At 36.0% G+C, this 19,316-nt stretch carries 18 protein-coding genes; 10 read left to right on the forward strand and 8 right to left on the reverse strand.

Annotation, left to right across the window (positions count from 1 at the left end; genetic code table 11):
• Positions 1 to 109: 109 nt before the first annotated feature.
• The 8 genes from htpX to ABXT44_RS06000 all read left to right on the forward strand — a co-directional run bounded on the left by htpX (position 110) and on the right by ABXT44_RS06000 (position 10,497).
• On the forward strand, positions 110 to 1,000 hold the full coding sequence (gene htpX, locus ABXT44_RS05965; RefSeq protein ID WP_416686333.1) for a protease HtpX: 891 nt from the start codon (positions 110 to 112) through the stop codon (positions 998 to 1,000).
• Positions 1,001 to 1,010: 10 nt separating this feature from the next.
• Positions 1,011 to 1,790 (forward strand): type I methionyl aminopeptidase, encoded by a 780-nt coding sequence (gene map, locus ABXT44_RS05970; protein WP_416686334.1) that lies wholly within the window; start codon positions 1,011 to 1,013, stop codon positions 1,788 to 1,790.
• Positions 1,791 to 1,876: 86 nt separating this feature from the next.
• Positions 1,877 to 2,494 (forward strand): DUF502 domain-containing protein, encoded by a 618-nt coding sequence (locus ABXT44_RS05975; protein WP_416686335.1) that lies wholly within the window; start codon positions 1,877 to 1,879, stop codon positions 2,492 to 2,494.
• On the forward strand, positions 2,491 to 4,245 hold the full coding sequence (gene aspS, locus ABXT44_RS05980; RefSeq protein WP_416686336.1) for an aspartate--tRNA ligase: 1,755 nt from the start codon (positions 2,491 to 2,493) through the stop codon (positions 4,243 to 4,245). Before ABXT44_RS05975 ends, aspS begins: the two co-directional genes overlap by 4 nt.
• A gap of 2 nt (positions 4,246 to 4,247) precedes the next feature.
• Complete coding sequence (gene nadA / locus ABXT44_RS05985) at positions 4,248 to 5,216, forward strand: quinolinate synthase NadA (protein ID WP_416686337.1); 969 nt, start codon at positions 4,248 to 4,250, stop codon at positions 5,214 to 5,216.
• A gap of 23 nt (positions 5,217 to 5,239) precedes the next feature.
• Positions 5,240 to 5,980 carry a YebC/PmpR family DNA-binding transcriptional regulator gene (locus ABXT44_RS05990; RefSeq protein ID WP_416686338.1) on the forward strand — a complete coding sequence of 247 codons (741 nt, stop codon included), beginning with the start codon at positions 5,240 to 5,242 and terminating at the stop codon, positions 5,978 to 5,980.
• Positions 5,977 to 9,816, forward strand: coding sequence for a phosphoribosylformylglycinamidine synthase (gene purL, locus ABXT44_RS05995; protein ID WP_416686339.1), 3,840 nt, complete (start codon positions 5,977 to 5,979; stop codon positions 9,814 to 9,816). The genes ABXT44_RS05990 and purL overlap by 4 nt, the downstream gene beginning before the upstream one ends.
• 24 nt (positions 9,817 to 9,840) lie before the next feature.
• Positions 9,841 to 10,497 (forward strand): M48 family metallopeptidase, encoded by a 657-nt coding sequence (locus ABXT44_RS06000; protein ID WP_416686340.1) that lies wholly within the window; start codon positions 9,841 to 9,843, stop codon positions 10,495 to 10,497.
• 13 nt (positions 10,498 to 10,510) lie between these two features.
• Here the strand turns inward: ABXT44_RS06000 and grxD are convergent, their stop codons facing one another.
• The 3 genes from grxD to ABXT44_RS06015 all read right to left on the reverse strand — a co-directional run bounded on the left by grxD (position 10,511) and on the right by ABXT44_RS06015 (position 12,514).
• Positions 10,511 to 10,837 carry a Grx4 family monothiol glutaredoxin gene (gene grxD, locus ABXT44_RS06005; RefSeq protein WP_271540954.1) on the reverse strand — a complete coding sequence of 109 codons (327 nt, stop codon included), beginning with the start codon at positions 10,835 to 10,837 and terminating at the stop codon, positions 10,511 to 10,513.
• Positions 10,838 to 10,907: 70 nt separating this feature from the next.
• Complete coding sequence (locus tag ABXT44_RS06010) at positions 10,908 to 11,498, reverse strand: class I SAM-dependent methyltransferase (protein ID WP_416686341.1); 591 nt, start codon at positions 11,496 to 11,498, stop codon at positions 10,908 to 10,910.
• Positions 11,499 to 11,572: 74 nt separating this feature from the next.
• Positions 11,573 to 12,514 (reverse strand): rhodanese-related sulfurtransferase, encoded by a 942-nt coding sequence (locus tag ABXT44_RS06015; RefSeq protein ID WP_416686342.1) that lies wholly within the window; start codon positions 12,512 to 12,514, stop codon positions 11,573 to 11,575.
• A 178-nt stretch (positions 12,515 to 12,692) separates the two neighbouring features.
• Here ABXT44_RS06015 and dxs point away from each other — a divergent pair, with 178 nt between their 5' ends.
• Together dxs and ABXT44_RS06025 are read left to right on the forward strand one after the other, a co-directional pair.
• Positions 12,693 to 14,495 (forward strand): 1-deoxy-D-xylulose-5-phosphate synthase, encoded by a 1,803-nt coding sequence (dxs, locus tag ABXT44_RS06020; RefSeq protein ID WP_416686343.1) that lies wholly within the window; start codon positions 12,693 to 12,695, stop codon positions 14,493 to 14,495.
• Entirely contained in the window at positions 14,495 to 14,980 is a 486-nt protein-coding gene (locus ABXT44_RS06025) for a DUF2062 domain-containing protein (RefSeq protein WP_416686344.1), read from the forward strand. The genes dxs and ABXT44_RS06025 overlap by 1 nt, the downstream gene beginning before the upstream one ends.
• Here ABXT44_RS06025 and ispG read toward each other — a convergent pair.
• The 5 genes from ispG to ABXT44_RS06050 form a co-directional block, all read right to left on the reverse strand.
• The gene (ispG, locus tag ABXT44_RS06030; protein WP_416686345.1) at positions 14,964 to 16,046 is read right to left on the reverse strand and encodes a flavodoxin-dependent (E)-4-hydroxy-3-methylbut-2-enyl-diphosphate synthase; all 1,083 of its coding nucleotides are present in this window, start codon (positions 16,044 to 16,046) and stop codon (positions 14,964 to 14,966) included. The genes ABXT44_RS06025 and ispG overlap by 17 nt on opposite strands.
• Positions 16,024 to 16,266, reverse strand: a complete 243-nt coding sequence (locus ABXT44_RS06035; protein ID WP_416686346.1) for a hypothetical protein — start codon at positions 16,264 to 16,266, stop codon at positions 16,024 to 16,026. Before ABXT44_RS06035 ends, ispG begins: the two co-directional genes overlap by 23 nt.
• A 34-nt stretch (positions 16,267 to 16,300) precedes the next feature.
• Positions 16,301 to 17,383: a 23S rRNA (adenine(2503)-C(2))-methyltransferase RlmN gene (rlmN, locus tag ABXT44_RS06040; RefSeq protein WP_416686347.1), complete on the reverse strand. Its 1,083-nt coding sequence runs from the start codon at positions 17,381 to 17,383 to the stop codon at positions 16,301 to 16,303.
• Positions 17,384 to 17,406: 23 nt separating this feature from the next.
• A complete protein-coding gene (gene ndk, locus ABXT44_RS06045) occupies positions 17,407 to 17,832 on the reverse strand; it encodes a nucleoside-diphosphate kinase (protein ID WP_416686348.1) in 426 nt (141 codons plus the stop codon).
• 115 nt (positions 17,833 to 17,947) lie between these two features.
• Entirely contained in the window at positions 17,948 to 19,255 is a 1,308-nt protein-coding gene (locus tag ABXT44_RS06050) for an NAD(P)/FAD-dependent oxidoreductase (protein WP_416686349.1), read from the reverse strand.
• Positions 19,256 to 19,316: the final 61 nt, after the last annotated feature.

Consider the following 19,316-nt stretch of genomic DNA (forward strand, 5'->3'; position numbering starts at 1 on the left):
TTAGTTTAAAATTCTTGGCGTTAAAATAAACCTTACGAATATCTCATTAATCTTAAGCTTTTCTTTCTATAATATAACCCTTAAAACTTAATAATCTAAGGATTAAACAATGCAAAGAATATTTCTCTTTCTGTTAACGAATATTGCCATCATGGTAATATTAAGTGTCACTCTTAGAGTTCTTGGTGTTGAAAGCCTGCTAGCTCAAAATGGAAGTGATCTTAATTTAAATGCTTTAGTTATTTTTTCTGGAATTTTTGGATTTGGGGGTGCCTTTATTTCATTGGCAATTTCCAAATGGATGGCCAAAAGAATGACTGGAGCAATAGTCATTGATAGCCCTTCTAACAATGTAGAAAAGTGGCTTCTAGATACAGTAAAAAAACAGTCAAAAATTGTTGGTATTAAGATGCCTGAAGTTGCCATCTTCCCTTCTCCTCAAATGAATGCGTTTGCAACGGGAGCAAGTAAAAATAAAGCTCTAGTTGCAGTATCTCAAGGACTACTAGACAGCATGAGTCAAGGCGAAATTGAGGCTGTTGTTGGTCATGAAATAAGTCATGTTGCTAACGGTGACATGGTTACACTTACGCTTATCCAAGGGGTAGTTAATACGTTTGTTATTTTCTTTTCAAGGGTTATTGGTCATGTTGTAGACAGAGTTATTCTAAAAAATCAGCGAGGCCATGGTATTGGTTACTTTGTTACTACAATTTTTGCGCAAATAGTGCTCTCTATTTTAGCGAGTGTAATTGTTATGTATTTTTCTAGAAAAAGAGAGTATGTTGCTGACACGGGAGGTGCTGATCTTGCGGGCCATCAAAATATGATAAACGCCTTGAAGCGTCTTGGTCAAAAAGAACCTGAAGCACTTCCAGAGCAGCTGGCTGCTTTTGGTATTGGTGAAAAACCTAAAACTGGATGGCGCGAGCTTTGGTCTTCTCACCCCCCTTTAGAAGATAGAATAAAAGCGTTAGAAAAAAGAGCTAAAACATCTTAATAAGGTTTAAATGTCAATATCTATAAAAAGCCCTCAGCAAATTAATAAAATGCGCGTTGCTGGGAAGCTTGCGTCCAGTGTATTAGAGATGATTGGTGAGTATGTAAAGGCTGGCGTAACTACTGAAGAGCTTGATCAAATTTGTCATAACTTCATAGTCAATGACCTAGATTGTATCCCAGCCCCACTTAACTATAACGGCTTTCCTAAATCTATTTGTACTTCTGTCAACAGTGTTGTTTGCCACGGGATACCGGGCAATAAGAAACTAAAAAAAGGCGACATAATCAATATTGATGTGACAGTCATTAGAGATGGATTTCATGGTGACACATCTAAAATGTTTATTGTTGGCAAGCCTAGCGTAAAAGCAACAAAGATTTGCCAAGTAGCTCAAGATTGCATGATGCTTGGAATTGAACAAGTTAAACCTGGAATTCATTTAGGTGAAATTGGAAGAGTTATTGGGGCCTATGCACTCAGTAAGAACTGCTCTGTTGTTAAGGATTACTGCGGCCATGGCATTGGTGAGGTATTTCATGAGCTTCCTCAGGTTATTCACTACAATGATGGGAAAATTGATCGAAGTCCTATATTGGAGCCTGGGATGACTTTTACTATTGAGCCTATGATTAATCTGGGTGGCTATGAAGTTATTACCTCAAGACTTGATGGATGGACAGTGACAACCAAAGACCGCTCTCTCTCCGCTCAATGGGAGCATACAATATTAGTGACTGAAAATGGGCATGAGATTTTAACGCTGCGAGAAGAAGAAGAAAATTCATAACTTAACTAGATTAAGACTTCTAGGCTCAAACTGCTAATTAAGCTTGTGTTAAAATATCCTTTTTTTTAGACATACTTATTGGGCCTGTGAAGCGCTTAACAAACTATCTAATATCCGGACTTTTATTTTGGATACCCCTGGCATTAACTGTTTTAGTTATCAAATTCTTTTTAGAAGTTGTTAATAACCTCGTCCCTGCAAGATTTTTACCAGAGGCTCTTCTTAACTTAAACACCTCTATTCCTGGCTCAGGCTTTGTTTTCGTTATCCTAATTCTTCTCATAACTGGGGCATTACTAACAAATATTTTAGGGCGAAAACTTTTAGACTTATGGGAAAGGGCTCTTAACAAAATTCCGGGCTTTAGAAATATTTATAATGCGCTTAAAAAAATATCTTCAACAGTACTAAACACATCAAGTGAAAGCTTTAGAAAGGCATTTCTAATCCAATATCCCAGTAAGGGCATATGGGTAGTTGCATTTCAATCTGGAGATTACAAAGGAGAGATTGAGGAAATTATTGGAGAGAATGTTATTAATCTATTTGTGCCGACAACCCCTAATCCTACTTCAGGATTTTTTGTAATAATCCCAAAAAAAGATGCAATAGAATTAAAAATGTCTGTTGAAGAGGCTTTTAAACTTGTTATATCTGCTGGGGTAGTAACGCCAGACACTATAAAAATTAAGGAAAATAAATGAGATCAAATTTCTGCGGTGAACTGAATAAAACCAATCTCAATGAAGAGGTTATTCTCTGCGGCTGGGTCAATAGAAGGCGTGATCATGGTGGCGTTATTTTTTTAGACTTAAGGGATAAGAAGGGCCTTGCACAAATAGTAATCAACCCTGAAACTGCAGATACATTTAAGCTGGCTGAAACAATTCGTAATGAATTTGTAATTAAAGTTGCTGGGAAGGTTCTAGCAAGAGATAGCGAAATGATCAATAAAAAGATTTCAACTGGTGAAATTGAGGTGCTTGCAGATAAAATTGAAATTTTAAATGCATCTAAACCCATTCCATTTCAGCTCGACTCGATGGAAACCTCTGAAGAAGTCAGACTTAAATATCGCTACCTGGATCTTCGAAGAGATGAAATGCAGCAAAGGTTACGATTAAGATCCAAGGTCACACATTTCATGCGCGATTTTATGGATAAGAATGATTTCTTAGACATTGAAACCCCTTTCTTAACAAAAGCAACTCCAGAAGGAGCTAGGGATTACCTTGTACCATCAAGAACTCATGAAGGTAGTTTTTTTGCATTACCTCAATCCCCACAGCTCTTTAAACAGCTTCTAATGATGTCAGGCTTTGAAAGGTACTATCAAATAGTTAAATGCTTCAGAGACGAAGACTTAAGAGCCGACCGTCAGCCAGAATTTACGCAGCTGGATGTTGAGACTTCTTTTATGAACGAAGAGGAAATAACATCGCTCATGGAAGAAATGGTAAGAGGCCTATTTAAAGAAGTAGGGAGTATTGATTTACCTAAAAAATTTCCAACTATTACTTATGGCGATGCTATTAGTCTTTATGGTGTTGATAGACCTGACTTAAGGATCCCTCTAAAATTAGTTGATGTTAATGAAATCATGAAAGATGTTGAATTTAAAGTCTTTTCTGGTCCAGCTAACAGTGAAAAAGGCAGAGTAGCAGCCCTCAAAGTTCCAGGAGGAGCAACAATTAGTCGCAAACAAATTGACGACTATACAAAATTTGTCAGCATTTATGGCGCAAAAGGATTAGCTTACATAAAGATAAATGATGATGGACCTTCCTCGCCAATTATTAAATTTCTTGGTGATGATGTAACGCAACAAGTTATCGATTTAACAAAGGCTAAGAAAGGTGACATTATCTTCTTTGGTGCAGATAAATCCAAAATTGTTAATGAAGCCCTTGGAAGCCTTAGAGAAAAGCTAGCAAAGGATTTAAATCTTTTCGATAAAGAGTGGGCTCCAATCTGGGTGATTGACTTTCCAATGTTTGATGTATCAGATGATGGATCACTCAATGCAATTCATCATCCATTTACAGCTCCTAGCGTTGATACCAAAACACTTTTAGAGAACCCTGAGAAGTCACTTTCACGTGCATATGATTTAGTAATTAATGGCTCTGAAGTTGGCGGCGGCTCAATTCGCATTCATAAAAGTGAGATGCAAAAAACTGTCTTAAAACTTCTTGGAATAGAAGATGAAGAAGCAAGAGAAAAGTTCGGATTCTTACTCGATGCACTAGATTATGGCTGCCCTCCTCATGGCGGAATTGCTTTTGGTCTTGACAGATTAGTTATGACTCTTAGTAAGACAGACTCTATAAGAGACGTGATAGCTTTTCCTAAAACTCAAACTGCAGCATGTCTTTTAACTGATGCCCCTTCAAGTGTTTCTAAATCTCAACTTAAAGAATTAAATATTAAAGTTAGCCTTCCAGCTAAGTCTTAAAAATGCAAGATATAGTAATTGATCGACCGATAGAAAATTTAATTAAGGAAGCCTTAAAGCAAAATAATGCAACTCTTGTTGCTCATTATTATGTCAGCTCAGACTTACAAATATTAGCTGAAGAATCGGGCGGCATAGTTTCAGACTCTCTAGAAATGGCTAGATTTGGACAAAATAGTGATGCCGAGACAATTATCGTAGCTGGTGTTAAATTTATGGGTGAAACTGCCAAAATATTATCTCCCGAAAAAAGAGTGCTTGTTCTAGATGACCAAGCCACATGCTCTCTTGACTTATCGTGCCCAATTAATGAATTTTCAGAATTTTGTGACCAGAACCCTGATCATGTTGTTGTTGTTTATGCAAACACTTCAGCTGAGGTTAAAGCTCGAGCTGACTGGGTTGTCACTTCGGGAAGTGCACTTAAAGTTGTTGAGAAACTTCATAGCGAAGGAAAAAAAGTTCTTTGGGCTCCAGATAAACATCTAGGACATTATGTGCAATCCAAAACTGGAATTGAAATGCTCATGTGGAATGGGGCATGCATTGTTCATGAAGAATTTAAAGCTGAAGGCCTTAAAAGGTTAATGCAGCTCCATCCAGAGGCTGGAGTTCTGGTTCATCCTGAATCGCCAAAGGATGTTATCGCACTTGCAGATGTTGTTGGCTCTACAACTCAACTAATTAATGCAGCGGCCTCAAGACCTGAAAATATGTTTATTGTTGCCACTGATAATGGTATTTTTCATAAAATGAAGGAAATAGCGCCAAATAAAAAATTTATTGAAGCCCCAACCATGGGTGAAGGTGCAGACTGCGAATCATGTGCCCATTGCAATTGGATGGCTATGAATACACTTGAAAAATGCCTTGATACTTTAAGTACAGGTAAAAATGAAATTAGAATCAGTGCTCAAATTATAGAAAAAGCACAACACTCAATTAACCGCTTATTAGAATTTACTAAGTAATTTTTTGGAGAAATTAAACAGATATGGCAGGACATAGTAAATGGCACAACATTCAGCACAGGAAAGGAGCGCAGGATGCTAAGCGTGGAAAAGTGTTCACCAAGCTCATTAAAGAGATCGTTATTGCGGCAAAAAAAGGTGGTGGTGTTCTAGAAAATAATCCTTCTCTGCGCGCTATTATTGATAAGTCTCTAGCAGCAAATATGAAGCGTGATACGATAGAAAATGCGGTAAAGAGAGGCTCTGGTGATTTAGAGGGTGATAATTATGAAGAAATACGTTATGAGGGCTATGGATTAGGAGGAACTGCCATCATGGTCGATTGCCTCACAGATAATAAAAATCGCACTGTCTCAGATGTTAGGCATGCTTTTTCAAAGCATGGAGGTAATTTAGGAACAGATGGGTCAGTTGCATACATGTTCACAAAACAAGGTTTTATAAGCTTTGCCTCAGGAGATGAGGATGAAATTATGGAGGTTGCTTTAGAATCTGGAGCTGAAGATATTATTGTCAATGATGATGGCTCTATTGACGTAGTAACAAGTCCAGATAGTTTTTTTCCTGTTAAAGATGCACTCATTGCAGGCAACTTAACGCCTGATCACTCTCAAATTACTATGGAGCCAGCAAGCCGTATTGAGCTTAATATGGAGGATGCTGAGAAATTTATTAAACTCATAGACTGGCTTGAAGATCTTGATGACACCCAGGAGGTCTATCATAATGCTGAAATTTCAGACGAATTAATGTCTGAACTATGATTTCATTTCATTCGGGAATTCAAGCACTTCGAAATTTTAAAGTCAGGGATCTCAATGAAAAAATAAATTCCGCTTTTCCTCATATAAAACTATTATCTTCGGAATATATTCATTTTATTGAAACAGGCTCTAAGCTTAGCAATAAAAGCCAATTAACTCTTGAGAAACTATTAAATTATTCTCCTCAATTAGACGCTTCGAACTCACTTCAAAAAATAATAATAATTCCTAGGATTGGAACAATATCACCATGGTCCTCAAAGGCAACTGATATTTGTCAGCTTTGTAGTCTTGATGAAATCAAAAGAATTGAACGAGGAATTATTTATCATTTTAGCCAAAAAATTAAATCTGAAGAATTAGAGGATATTCTTAACTTTGTAATGGATAGGATGACTGAATCTCATCTTAAAAATATTGATGATTCAAGCTTATTATTTGACGAATTAAAGCCAAATTCATACAAAAGTATAGACATCCTTAAAGATGGAAAATCTGCAATCATTAGTGCAAATATTGACTTAGGTCTTGCCCTTAGTGATGGTGAAATGAATTACTTGTACGATAACTTTTATAAGCTAAGAAGAAATCCCAGGGATATTGAGCTCATGATGTTTGCTCAAGCTAATTCAGAGCATTGTAGACATAAAATTTTTAACGCAGACTGGACTATCGATTCAGAAAAGCAAGCAATCTCACTATTTGACATGATTAAAAATACTTATCACAAAAATCCAAAAGGTCTTCTATCAGTCTATAGTGATAATTCAGCTGTTATGAGTGGCTATAAATCAAGTTTTTTTGAGCCCAACAATGAAGGTGTTTATACAACATCAATTGCAGAAAAAGCAATATTAATTAAAGTAGAAACTCACAACCACCCTACTGCAATTGCTCCTGAGCCTGGAGCTGCAACCGGATCGGGAGGAGAAATTAGGGATGAAGGCGCTACGGGAAGAGGATCAAAACCAAAAGTAGGTCTTAGTGGATTTTCAGTTTCAAACTTAAAAATACCAAATTCAATCAACCCATGGGAAAAAGATTATGGCAAGCCAAGTCAAATTGCATCTGCTCTTGAAATTATGATTAATGGGCCTCTTGGCGCCGCTTCATTTAACAATGAATTTGGCAGGCCAAATACTTGTGGATATTTTAGGACATATGAACAAAAAACTGAAAATAATGAAATTAGAGGCTATCACAAACCAATTATGCTCGCTGGTGGTCTTGGAAATATAAGAGAAGATCATGTTGAAAAAGGCTCAATTTCTGATGGAGATGTTCTCATAGTTCTTGGTGGTCCTGCTATGTTAATTGGATTAGGTGGTGGTGCTGCATCAAGTGTGGGTAGTGGAGATCAGAGCCAAGAACTTGACTTTGCTTCAGTTCAAAGAGCAAACCCTGAGATGCAAAGACGCGCCCAAGAAGTTATTAATTCTTGCATTCATTTAGGTAACAAAAATCCAATTGTTTCAATCCATGATATTGGTGCAGGTGGGCTTTCAAATGGAATCCCTGAGCTAGTCAATGACTCTCAAAAAGGTGCTAATCTTCAACTAAGATCAATACCAAATGACGAAACAAAAATGTCTCCACTTGAGATATGGTGCAATGAGTCTCAAGAAAGATATGTTCTTGCGATTAAAGAAGAGAGCGTTGATTTATTTCGTCAAATATGTATCAAAGAAAGAGCACCTTTTGCTGTTTTAGGAAATGCAACTGATAATCAGCATTTAACTCTTGAAGATTCTCATTTTAAGAATAAACCAATTGACCTTGAAATGTCATTACTCTTTGGATCAACACCAAAAACTCTCAAAGATGTCTCATCACTTCCAAATATTGAGAAGGAATTTAATAACAGCACAATAAAGCTTAATGAAGCTATTAATCGCCTTTTAAAACTTCCTACAGTTGCAAGCAAAAATTTCCTAATAACTATTGCTGATCGCTCAGTTACTGGGCTGATTGCCAGAGATCAAATGATTGGACCATGGCAAGTGCCTGTCGCAGATTGTGCTATTTCATTAGCAGACTATTCTGGATACCAAGGTGAAGCCATGTCAATTGGTGAAAAAACGCCTTTGTCCCTTATTAATGCAGCGGCAGCAGCAAGAATGAGTATTGGAGAGGCATTGACTAACCTACTCAGCGCCTATATTAAAGACATAAGTCACATCAATCTCTCAGCTAACTGGATGTGTGCAAGTGGATTTCCAGGAGAAGATGCAAAGCTTTATGAGGCCGTTAAAGCAATTGGTATCGAGCTTTGTCCCAAATTAGGACTAACAATACCGGTTGGCAAAGATTCAATGTCAATGAAAAGTACATGGAATCAAAATGGAAGTGAAAAATCTGTTACAGCGCCCCTATCCTTAATAATTAGTGCATTCTCAAAAATACCTGATGCAAGACTACAAATCACACCCTTGCTTGATACCAAAATTGAGTCAGAGCTTTTTTTAATTGACCTAGGACTAGGAAAAAATAGAATGGGTGGATCTTGTTTAGCGCAAGTTTACAACCAAGTTGGAAAAACTTCTCCAGACCTTGATGATCCAATTTTATTTGCCAAGTTTTTTTCATTAATAAATAAGTTCAATAAAGAAAATTTAATTAGCGCTTATCATGATCGCTCTGATGGAGGCGTTATTACAACTTTATTCGAAATGGCATTTGCATCTCATTGTGGTATGGAAATCATTGGCACTAATAGTATAAATGAACTCTTTAATGAAGAGTTAGGCTGTATTATTCAAATCCCAATTATAAATAAATCTATAGTTCTCAAAGAGCTTGAAAAGATTGGGCTTAAAAAATTCACAAGGCCCATTGCTAAAGTAAATAATACTGATGAAATTTTAATCTATCAAGAAAAGAAACTGGTATTTCGCGAACAGAGAAAGAATCTTCACAAAGAATGGTCATCAACCTCTTTTGAAATTTCTAAGCTTCGAGATAATCCAATATGCTCAGAGTCAGAAAATAAGGAGCTACTAGAAACTTCTGATGGTTTAAAAGTTAAAACGACTTATGATATTGATGAATCGATAAGTGCGCCTTATATAAATACCGGAATAAAGCCAAAAATCGCTATTTTAAGGGAGCAAGGTATCAATGGCCATGTTGAAATGGCTGCTGCTTTTTCACAAGCTGGCTTTGATGCTTATGATGTCCATATGAGTGAAATTCTTTCTGGAAACAAATCATTGAAACAATTCCAAGGTTTAGCAGCATGTGGCGGTTTTTCATATGGCGATGTTTTAGGTGCAGGTAGAGGCTGGGCAAACTCTATCCTTCTAAATAGTAAGGCAAAAGATGAATTTTCAGAATATTTTTCCAGAACTGATAGCTTTACTCTTGGTGTTTGTAATGGTTGCCAAATGGTTTCTAATTTAAAAGAAATTATTCCTGGCTCACAGAATTGGCCTTCATTTGAAAAAAATACCTCGGAGCAATTTGAAGCTCGCCTTACAAGCGTTAAAATTGAACAAACAAACTCCATACTTTTTAATGGAATGGAGGGCTCTGTTATGCCAATAGCAATTGCCCATGGAGAAGGAAGGGCAAAATTTACCTCTCAGCAAAGTAAGGCTAATATTGCTATGCAATACGTCGATTACTCAGGCAAAAAAACCCAAACCTATCCACATAACCCAAATGGATCAGAAGATGCTATCGCAAGTATGTGTGATGACTCAGGAAGAATAACAATTATGATGCCCCACCCTGAAAGAGTTTTTAGAGCGATTCAAAACTCATGGCACCCTGATGATTGGCAAGAAAGGTCACCATGGATGAGGATGTTTGAAAATGCCAGAAAGTGGGTTGATTGATAGACATGAATAATAATTACCTCTATGCTGCCTGACCAAGTTATTAGAAGCAACAGAAAAACTTTAAGCATTTCTATTAATGAAAGTGCTGAATTAATAGTGCGCGCACCAAATCGAATATCAGATCAAAAAATTCAAAATTTTATTAATGAAAAAGAGAATTGGATTACAAGAAATCAGTCATTAGTAAAAGCCCGCGTTGAAAAAACAGGAAAAGATAAAAATATGCTTCTATATCTTGGGTCACTTTTTCCATTAAAAAATGATAATTACGCTAAAAAAATTTCTTTTAATGGCAAGGAATTTGTAGCAGGTCTTCAAAATAAGGAAAAAACCAATAAATCTTTAAAAACTTGGTACAAGAATAAGTTTAAAGAAATTGCAGTTCCTCGACTATTTTATTTTGCCGAAAAACATAATTTACAGGTCAATCAAGTGAGGATTAAAGAGCAGAGAACGCTCTGGGGATCTTGCTCTTCCAGAAACAATATCAACCTAAATTTTCTTCTCATTATGGCGCCATTAAAAGTAATTGACTATGTCATCATTCATGAATTAGTGCACACCATTCATAAAAACCATTCAGCAAATTTTTGGAGCGCAGTTGAAGAAATTATGCCTAACTATAAAGAAGCTAAGCATTGGCTTAAAGAAAATGGTTACCGGTTAAGAGCCTTATAGCTAATTATTTTTTTTAGCCGTTATACTTTTCTACTGCCTCTTCCATAGCCTCTTTCAATGTATCTTGCTCTGCCATTTCAAGAATAATATCACCACCACCAACTAATTCAGAATTGAAATAGATTTGGGGGAATGTTGGCCAGTCAGCAAAGTCAGGCAGGCTTTGAAAAACCTCTTGGTCTTCAAAGATGTTAACAAATGCAAACTCAACACCCGTTGAAGCTAATGTTTGAGATGCGCGAGCTGAGAAACCACACTGAGGAAATTGAGGCGTTCCTTTCATGTAGATAACTATCGCTGCACTGTCAACTTGTTTTTGAATTTTTTCTAATACGTCCAATTTAATACTCCCAATGTTTTTTACTATTTTAGTATAGTATTTACAAGACTACAAAGATTTGTAAAAACAATTATTGCTTAATTGCCTGTGAGATTACATACTTTTGTCCTTGTTTAATTTTTTTATAATTACCAAAAACCGATTTAAAGTTATTTTTTATAAAATCCTTAAGCCCATTGATTGTAACGACAGTAATTACGCCGCCAGGTTTTAGAGCATCCAGAGCATCATAAAGAATTATTGATAGCTGCTCACGTCCAACTTTAGCAGGAATATTTGAAACAATTTGATTAAATTTGATATCACTAGGGATTTGCAAAAAAGCATCTGAAAGGTACGCTTTTGCATTAACAATGTTATTAAGTTTTGCATTGTAGTTTGCAAGATCCACTGCAACAAAGTCTTTATCAACCATATGGACTTCACCCTTAGTACAGTGTTTTGCCAGCGCTAGGCCAATAGGGCCATAACCACAACCTAAATCTAAACAAACATCATCAATATCAGCACTAAAGTGCTTCATCAAAAGCTTAGTACCATCATCTAGGGCTCGAGGGCTAAAAGTACCCCATCGAGTGTGCAGTTTTAGATTTGAATCAAATAGCTCTACATCAAGAACTATATCTTTTTTTAATTTAGCAATGTCTTTGCGCTCAAACATTTGTCAACCCTACTTAGAAGTGATAATTATATAAAACTATAAAAAATCGATGTAATGCTAATATCAGTACTAATTTAATTGTATTTATTATTTTTTGCTATTACTTTGCTAGCATCATCACCTATGTGTGACTCTCCACGACTCTTTGCAAGCTGCACCTGTTTTTCTCTTTCACGGTAGCGACTTACTTGTGACGAGTTTTTTGTTCCATAACACCTTGGACAGGAGGCTCCTTTTTCATAATGAGGATGCTCTTTATCTTCATCAGTAATTGGAAATCTACAGGCATGGCACTGATCATATTTTCCAAGCTCAAGATTATGTTTAACAGCAACCCTATCATCAAAAACAAAGCATTCACCTTCCCATAAACTTTCATCTTCTTTAATTTCTTCAAGATATTTTAAAATTCCACCCTGAAGATGAAAAACATTTTCAAAGCCTTTTGATTTTAAATAAGCTGTAGATTTTTCACAGCGTATACCACCAGTACAAAACATGGCAATTTTTTTATCTCGATATTTTTCTAAATTATTTTTAGTATAGGCTGGGAACTCTCGAAAAGTCTCAGTATTCGGATTAATAGAGCCCTTGAAACTTCCTATTTCAAATTCATAATTATTTCGAGTATCAATTAAAACAACGTCAGGATCATTAATAAGCTCATTCCAATCAGCTGGCTTAACATAAGTGCCAGAAGAAAATATAGGATCAATATTTGATACACCTAAGGTCACTATTTCTTTTTTTAACTTAACCTTAAGTCTTTTAAATGGAGGTTTCTCGCTATAAGAAAATTTATACTCAAGGCCAACTAGTCTCTCATCTTTTTGAAGGTAATCAAGGGATTTCATAATGCTGTCATTATCACCAGAAATCGTTCCATTGACTCCCTCTTTAGCTAATAATAAAGTACCTCTAATATTGAGTGATTCTAAAAATATTTTAAGAGGGCCTTGAATTTCTTCAAAATCATCTAGACGAGTAAACTTATATAAAGCGCAAATAGTGAGCATATTTCACAAATGAAAAAGTAGTGTGTTAATTTTACTAGCCAGTTGTATTATTTTTTTACTATTTAACCTTTTAAATAAAGATTAAAACTACATTAGGGCTCCACTATTCTTAATACTGACAAGTGTATAATATTTTTCTTTTGCTCGATGCGCATCGATAAATCAGTTTAACTCAATAATGCTAAATAATATTCATAAGCCAAGTGACATAAAAAAACTAAACATTGAAGAATTAAATGATCTTGCTTTGGAGATTAAATTATTCTTAATAGAGAGTATTGAACAAACTGGCGGGCATCTAAGCTCAAATCTTGGAACTATTGAATTAACCCTTGCAATGCATTATGTGTTTGACACTCCAAACGATACCTTTGTTTGGGATGTTGGTCATCAAGCATATACTCACAAGATCCTAACTGGTAGAAGAGATTTGATGTCAACTCTGCGTCAAAAAGATGGCTTATCTGGCTTTACGAAAAGAAGTGAAAGTGAACATGATGCTTTTGGTGCTGGTCATTCATCGACCTCAATAAGTGCAGCCCTTGGTATTGCAATTGCTAACAAATTACAACAAAAATCTGACACTTCAATCGCAGTTATTGGTGACGGAGCATTAAGTGGAGGCATGTCATTTGAGGCCATGAATCATGCAGGTGATACTGATGCCAATCTGCTAATCATTCTTAATGACAATGACATGTCGATTTCTCAGAACGTTGGAGCTTTGAGTAAATATCTAACTAGACTTATTTCTGGAAAAATATACTCAACTATGAAGTCAAAGTCTCTTGAGTTCTTAGAAAGATTACCACGTGTCCAAAAATTTGCTAAACGCTCTGAGGAGCATCTAAAAGGAATGTTTCTTCCAGGAACGCTATTTGAAGAGCTTGGAATAGAGTATTTTGGACCAATTGATGGTCATGATATTCCCATATTAATTAAAGCTTTACAAAATTTAAAAAATATCGAAAATCCTCGAATTCTCCATATTATTACTAAAAAAGGTCATGGGCTAGAGGCTGCTGAGCAAAATCCATTAAAGTTTCATGGAATTTCTCCACCATCAAGTTCATCTAACAACTTTCCAAGCTACAGCAAAGTTTTTGGAGAATGGTTATGTAATAGCTCCCAGAATGATGAAAGAATAATTGGAATAACTCCAGCAATGTCTGAAGGATCAGGCATGGTTAATTTTGAAAAAAACTTTCCTGAACGCTTTATTGATGTCGCAATTGCAGAGCAACATGCTGTCACGCTTGCTGGAGGAATGGCAACCAAAGGATTAAAGCCAGTTGTAGCAATCTATTCAACATTCTTACAGCGTGGTTATGACCAATTTATTCATGATATCGCATTACAAAATTTAAATGTTATTTTTGCTATTGATCGTGCTGGACTTGTTGGGGCCGATGGCGCAACGCATGCCGGTATTTTTGACTTAAGCTTTTTGAGGTGTATTCCAAATATTGTTATTATGGCGCCAAGCTCCTCAATTGAAATGTACAAGGCCCTTAATTTTTCTCTTGAGTTTGATGGGCCAGTATGTGTAAGGTTTCCAAGAGGTAAATCAGCTATTGAAGAGTTTGTAACAGATCAATCACTAGAAATTGGAAAAGGAAAAATCGTCAGGACTGGTAAAGATATTGCTATTTTTGCATTTGGTAATATGCTTGAACCTGCGCTTAGCGCATCTGAAAAGATTAATGCAACAGTTATTGACATGCGTTTTGTTAAGCCGCTAGATGAAAATTTAATTATTGATACTGCTAACACTTATAAAAAACTAATCTCAATTGAAGACAATACTGCAAGCGGTGGCGCTGGAAGTGCCATTAATGAATTACTTCAGTCAAGAAATATTAAAACGCCGCTCCATATCCTTGGTGTACCTGACTTAGTAACCGAACATGGATCTCAAGACGAGCTTTATTTGCTTTATGGATTGCATGAAGAAAACATCATTAATGTGGCAAAAAATTAATGAAAGCAACACTAAAAAAATATAGTCCAAAACGTGAAAATATTAATTTAGGATGGCTTAATAAACACCTAACTGATCCGGAGCTATGGAAATGGAATAAGAGGTCTATCGCTAAAGGATTTGCTGTTGGTCTTTTTTGTGCTTTTCTTCCAGTACCAGTTCATATGCTACTAGCTGGAATCCTTGCGGTTTCTTTTTCTGCGAATATTTTGCTTTCATTACTAGTTGTTTGGGTAAATAACCCAATTACTATTTTGCCAATTTTCTACTTTACTTATAAATTAGGCGCATCTATTATTGGAGTTGAAATTGATCCTGGGTTTGAATTTTCATTTGGCTATTTGATGGATAACTTTTGGTCGGCAACACTAGCATTATGGGTTGGAGGGATAATCACCTCAATTGTGGCATCAATACTAGGGTATTTTTCAATTATTTCAATCTATAGGTACAAAGCACTAAAAAGAGTTAAACGTTTGAAATAGGTATGCGCCTTCTAATGCTGGCCTCTAAAGTGTCAACTAGTGATTCATTCTCAACCTTGCTGTGAGTTTTTCCGTCTATATATAGTAGATTCGGAGAGCCACCAGTAAGGCCAACACTGACCTCCTTCGCCTCACCTGGTCCATTAACAACGCAACCAATTACAGCAACATCAATTGGCTCAGTGATATCTTCTAATCGAGCTTCAAGTTCATTAACAACCGAGATTACGTCAAATTTTTGTCTTGAGCATGATGGGCATGCAATCAAATTAACGCCCTTCTTTCTTAAATGAAGTGACTTTAAAATATCAAAGCCAACTTTTATCTCATCCACAGGATCTGATGCAAGAGAGACTCTAATAGTATCACCAATACCTTCACTTAAAAGTAAGCCCATTCCAATTGAAGATTTAACAGTTCCAGAGCGAAAAGATCCAGCTTCTGTAATACCTAGGTGCAGCGGATTATCAATTTGAGAAGCTAATTGACGATAAGCAAATATAGTCATAAAAACCTCAGAAGCTTTAAGTGAAACCTTAAAGTTATCAAAGTTCAGTCTATCTAAAATATCAATATGTCTAAATGCAGATTCAACCATCGCCTCTGGAGTCGGCTCAGTATATTTTTTTTGTAAATCTTTTTCAAGGGACCCAGCATTAACACCAATACGAATTGGAATCCCATTATCTTTTGCAGCAGCAACAACCTCCCTTATTCGATCCTCTTTACCAATATTCCCAGGATTAATTCGTAAACAGTCCGCGCCATATCCTGCAACTTTTAAAGCAATTTTATAATCAAAATGAATATCAGTAATTAGAGGGATATTAACACGTGTCTTTATTTTTTTAAACGCTTCAGCTGCGTCCATAGTCGGAATTGAAACTCTAACAAGATCAGCTCCAGCTTTTTCAAGAGATAAGATTTGTGAAACTGTTGAGTCGACATCACATGTATCAGTATTAGTCATACTCTGAACAGTAATTGGGGCATCTCCGCCAATGGCAACATTGCCGACAAAAATTTTCTTAGAAACCCTTCTTTTAATTTTGTGTGCTTGCTTCATAAGTGCTTATTACTTCATCAAGATTTTCAGTTACTTCCTTAATTTCTTTTGGAGAACTTAAATTATCACTATTTTCAACAACTATATCCTCACTAACATCATCAAGACTTGGCTGACTAATTATGATTGAATTTGATTTACTTTCAGTTTTATCTTCTCCCTGAAAATAATACCATATAGCACCAAAAATTAAAAAAAACAAAGAAAGCCAAAGTAGCATCCTCTTTAAAGGTTTTTTCTTTTTAGGATAATAATTAATCCCGTCCAGCACTTCTTCTACTCTTATCTACAACTTTTCCAGCTAGTTGGCCACATGCTGCATCAACATCATCACCTCGCGTTCTTCTCGTAGTAGTTCGAATTCCTGATCGATACAAAATATCTTGAAACTTATCAATAGCAACGTCATTTGAAGTTGTATATTTCGTTTCAGGGAATGGGTTGAAAGGTATTAGGTTGACCTTAGCTGATTCACCCTGAAACCAAAAATTTATTAGTTTTGAGAGCTCCTGAGCTTGCTCAATAGAATCATTAACACCCTTAAGCATAACGTACTCGAACATTACATGTCGCTCTTGAGTTCCTGCATTCAAATAGTAATGACAAGCCTTCATTAGCTCTTTAATAGGATATTTTTTATTAATTGGGACAAGTATATCTCTTAATTCATCATTAGGAGCATGCAAGGAGATGGCCAAACTTACTGGAACTGAGTCTGACATTCTCTTTAGTGCCGGAACAATCCCTGATGAAGAAACAGTAACCCGCCTCCTAGAAAGTCCAAATGCCCAGTCATCCAAAAGGATGTCACATGCATCATAAACAGGGGATTCATTAAGTAATGGCTCGCCCATTCCCATAAAAACTACATTAGAAATTCTCTTATTTTTGTCCTTTAAATGGTTTTGAGCAATTAATACCTGTGCAATAATTTCATGGTTTTGAAGGTTACGATTAAATCCTTGATAGCCTGTCGAGCAAAAAGTACAAGCCAATGAACATCCAACTTGAGAAGATATACAAAGCGTTCCTCTATCTTTTTGAGGTATGTAAACTGTTTCAATATGATTTTCTTCACCCAACTTGATTACCCACTTAATAACCCCATCTTTTGAGTTATTGATTGAGGTTACTTCAGGCAACTCAATAGAAGCAATTGCCTGAAGTTTTTGTCTTAGGTCTTTTGAGAAGTTATGCATATCACCAAAGTCTGAAGCACCTTGGTGGTAGATCCACTGCATAATTTGTTTTGTACGAAATGGTTTTTCGTTTAAATCAGAAAAAAACTTCTTAAGCTTAACTTGAGTAAGTCCTAACAAGTTTTGTTTTTCTAACATTACTAAGTCTCTTTTTAAGTTATTTATCTAGTTCTTGGACAAACGCCATCATCGCCAAAAAAATATGCAATTTCAATTGCGGCGTTTTCTTGAGAGTCTGAACCGTGGACAGCGTTTTCGTCTAAAGACTCTGCAAAATCTGCTCTAATAGTCCCAGCATCTGCTTCTTTTGGATTAGTCGCACCCATAATTTCACGATGCTTTGCAACTGCATTCTCGCCTTCAAGAACCTGAACCATAACTGGCCCAGATGTCATAAAGCTTACAAGATCTTTATAAAAAGGTCTCTCTTGATGAACAGCATAAAATCCACCTGCCATTGCTTCATCTAAGTGAATCATTTTTGATGCAACAATTTTAAAACCAGCACCTTCAAAACGAGAGTAAATTTGCCCAATTACGTTTTTAGCCACAGCATCTGGCTTAATTATTGATAAAGTTTGTTCCATGAACAATTCCCAGTTAATTAAAAAGCCGGTATTTTACCATGCAGTTGTATATTTCTTATGCTCAGAGATAAAAAAAGAAGATATGCTTATCAATTAAAAAAACTTCTTTATTAGGTTAAATTTTCTTAATTAATTTTGTTCGACGATAGTAATCTAATAAATCAAAAGCCCTAAAATAAGCGCTCACAACTGGAAGAAACCACGGCTTTCCATAATAGTAAGGTCTGGTTTGCAGAGATGTTTTTTCAAAAACAGTTACTTTTTGCTCAGGATTTAACATTTTCAATGCAGCCATATGACCCAAGTATGGCGCCATTGCAACTCCATTTCCACAGTAACCTAGCGCAGAATAAACCCCTTTATTAACACTAAGATTTGGTAATTGACTGAAAGTAAAGCCTGTAAATCCAGTCCAACAATGACTAATTTCAACACCTTCTAAGGAAGGAAAAATTTCTATAAGCATTTTACGCAGAGTTGGTAATGCCTCTTCAGCAGAAATCGAATGCATAGCTGCACGCGTTCCTAGCATTATTCTTGTTCCGCAAGGAGTTGGCCTATAGTAGCAATAGCGCTTACGCGTTTCAACCATACAATGGCCGCCAGGTAAAAGAGTCTTAACTTTATCTTTACCAATATCCACTGTTGTTATTACAAAACTTGGTACAGGTAATACGCGCCTTGCTAAATACTTAGAAAGACTTGGCCTTGTGTATCCATTAGTGGCCATAAGAACTTGCTTACAGTGAATTTTTGAATTTGAAGTTAAAACATCAAATCCATTTTTTTTTAATTCATTAACTTTAACTACATGCCTATTGCCAAAGACCTTTGCCCCTGCTTCTAATGCAAGCTTTAATAAGCCATAATGAAATTTACGCGGCTGGACTGAGCCATGATCTTGATAAAACTGACCTCCAAAATATAACTCTGTTTTTATTGATTTAGACATCATATCAGGACCAATCATTTTAGAATTAAAGTCATCGATAGCTTTTAATTTTTGTAAGTTATCTGACATACTGACTTGATCTTTAGGAAGCCATGAAGTTCTTAATCTTCCACAAACATTAAACTCGCAATCAATATTATTTTCTTCAATCAAGTTAGATGTAAATGCTAGTGAAGCATTAGCTTCTTTATGAATTTCCGCTGCAATAACTTCGCCATATTTTTTCTTTGCCTGGTCTGTTGAAACCTTATGACCAGAACCTAGCATTCCACCATTCCTAGTGCTTGCTCCAAATCCAATCATCTCTGAATCTAGAACAATAACATTTTTGCCAAATTTTGACAATGTTAAAGCTGCGCTTAATCCTGTATAACCAGCGCCAATAATGACAATATCTGCATTCAATGGAAGTGCTTCAGTATTTTCGAATTGTGGCTGTCCATCCCACCAGAAGGGAGTAAATTTAGTCATTTCAGGGTATTAATTAAAAGTCTTTAAAATAGTATATCAACCAATTGGATTCAAAAATACA

The organism is Candidatus Pseudothioglobus sp. Uisw_041, assembly GCF_048087625.1.
GTDB lineage: Bacteria > Pseudomonadota > Gammaproteobacteria > PS1 > Pseudothioglobaceae > Pseudothioglobus.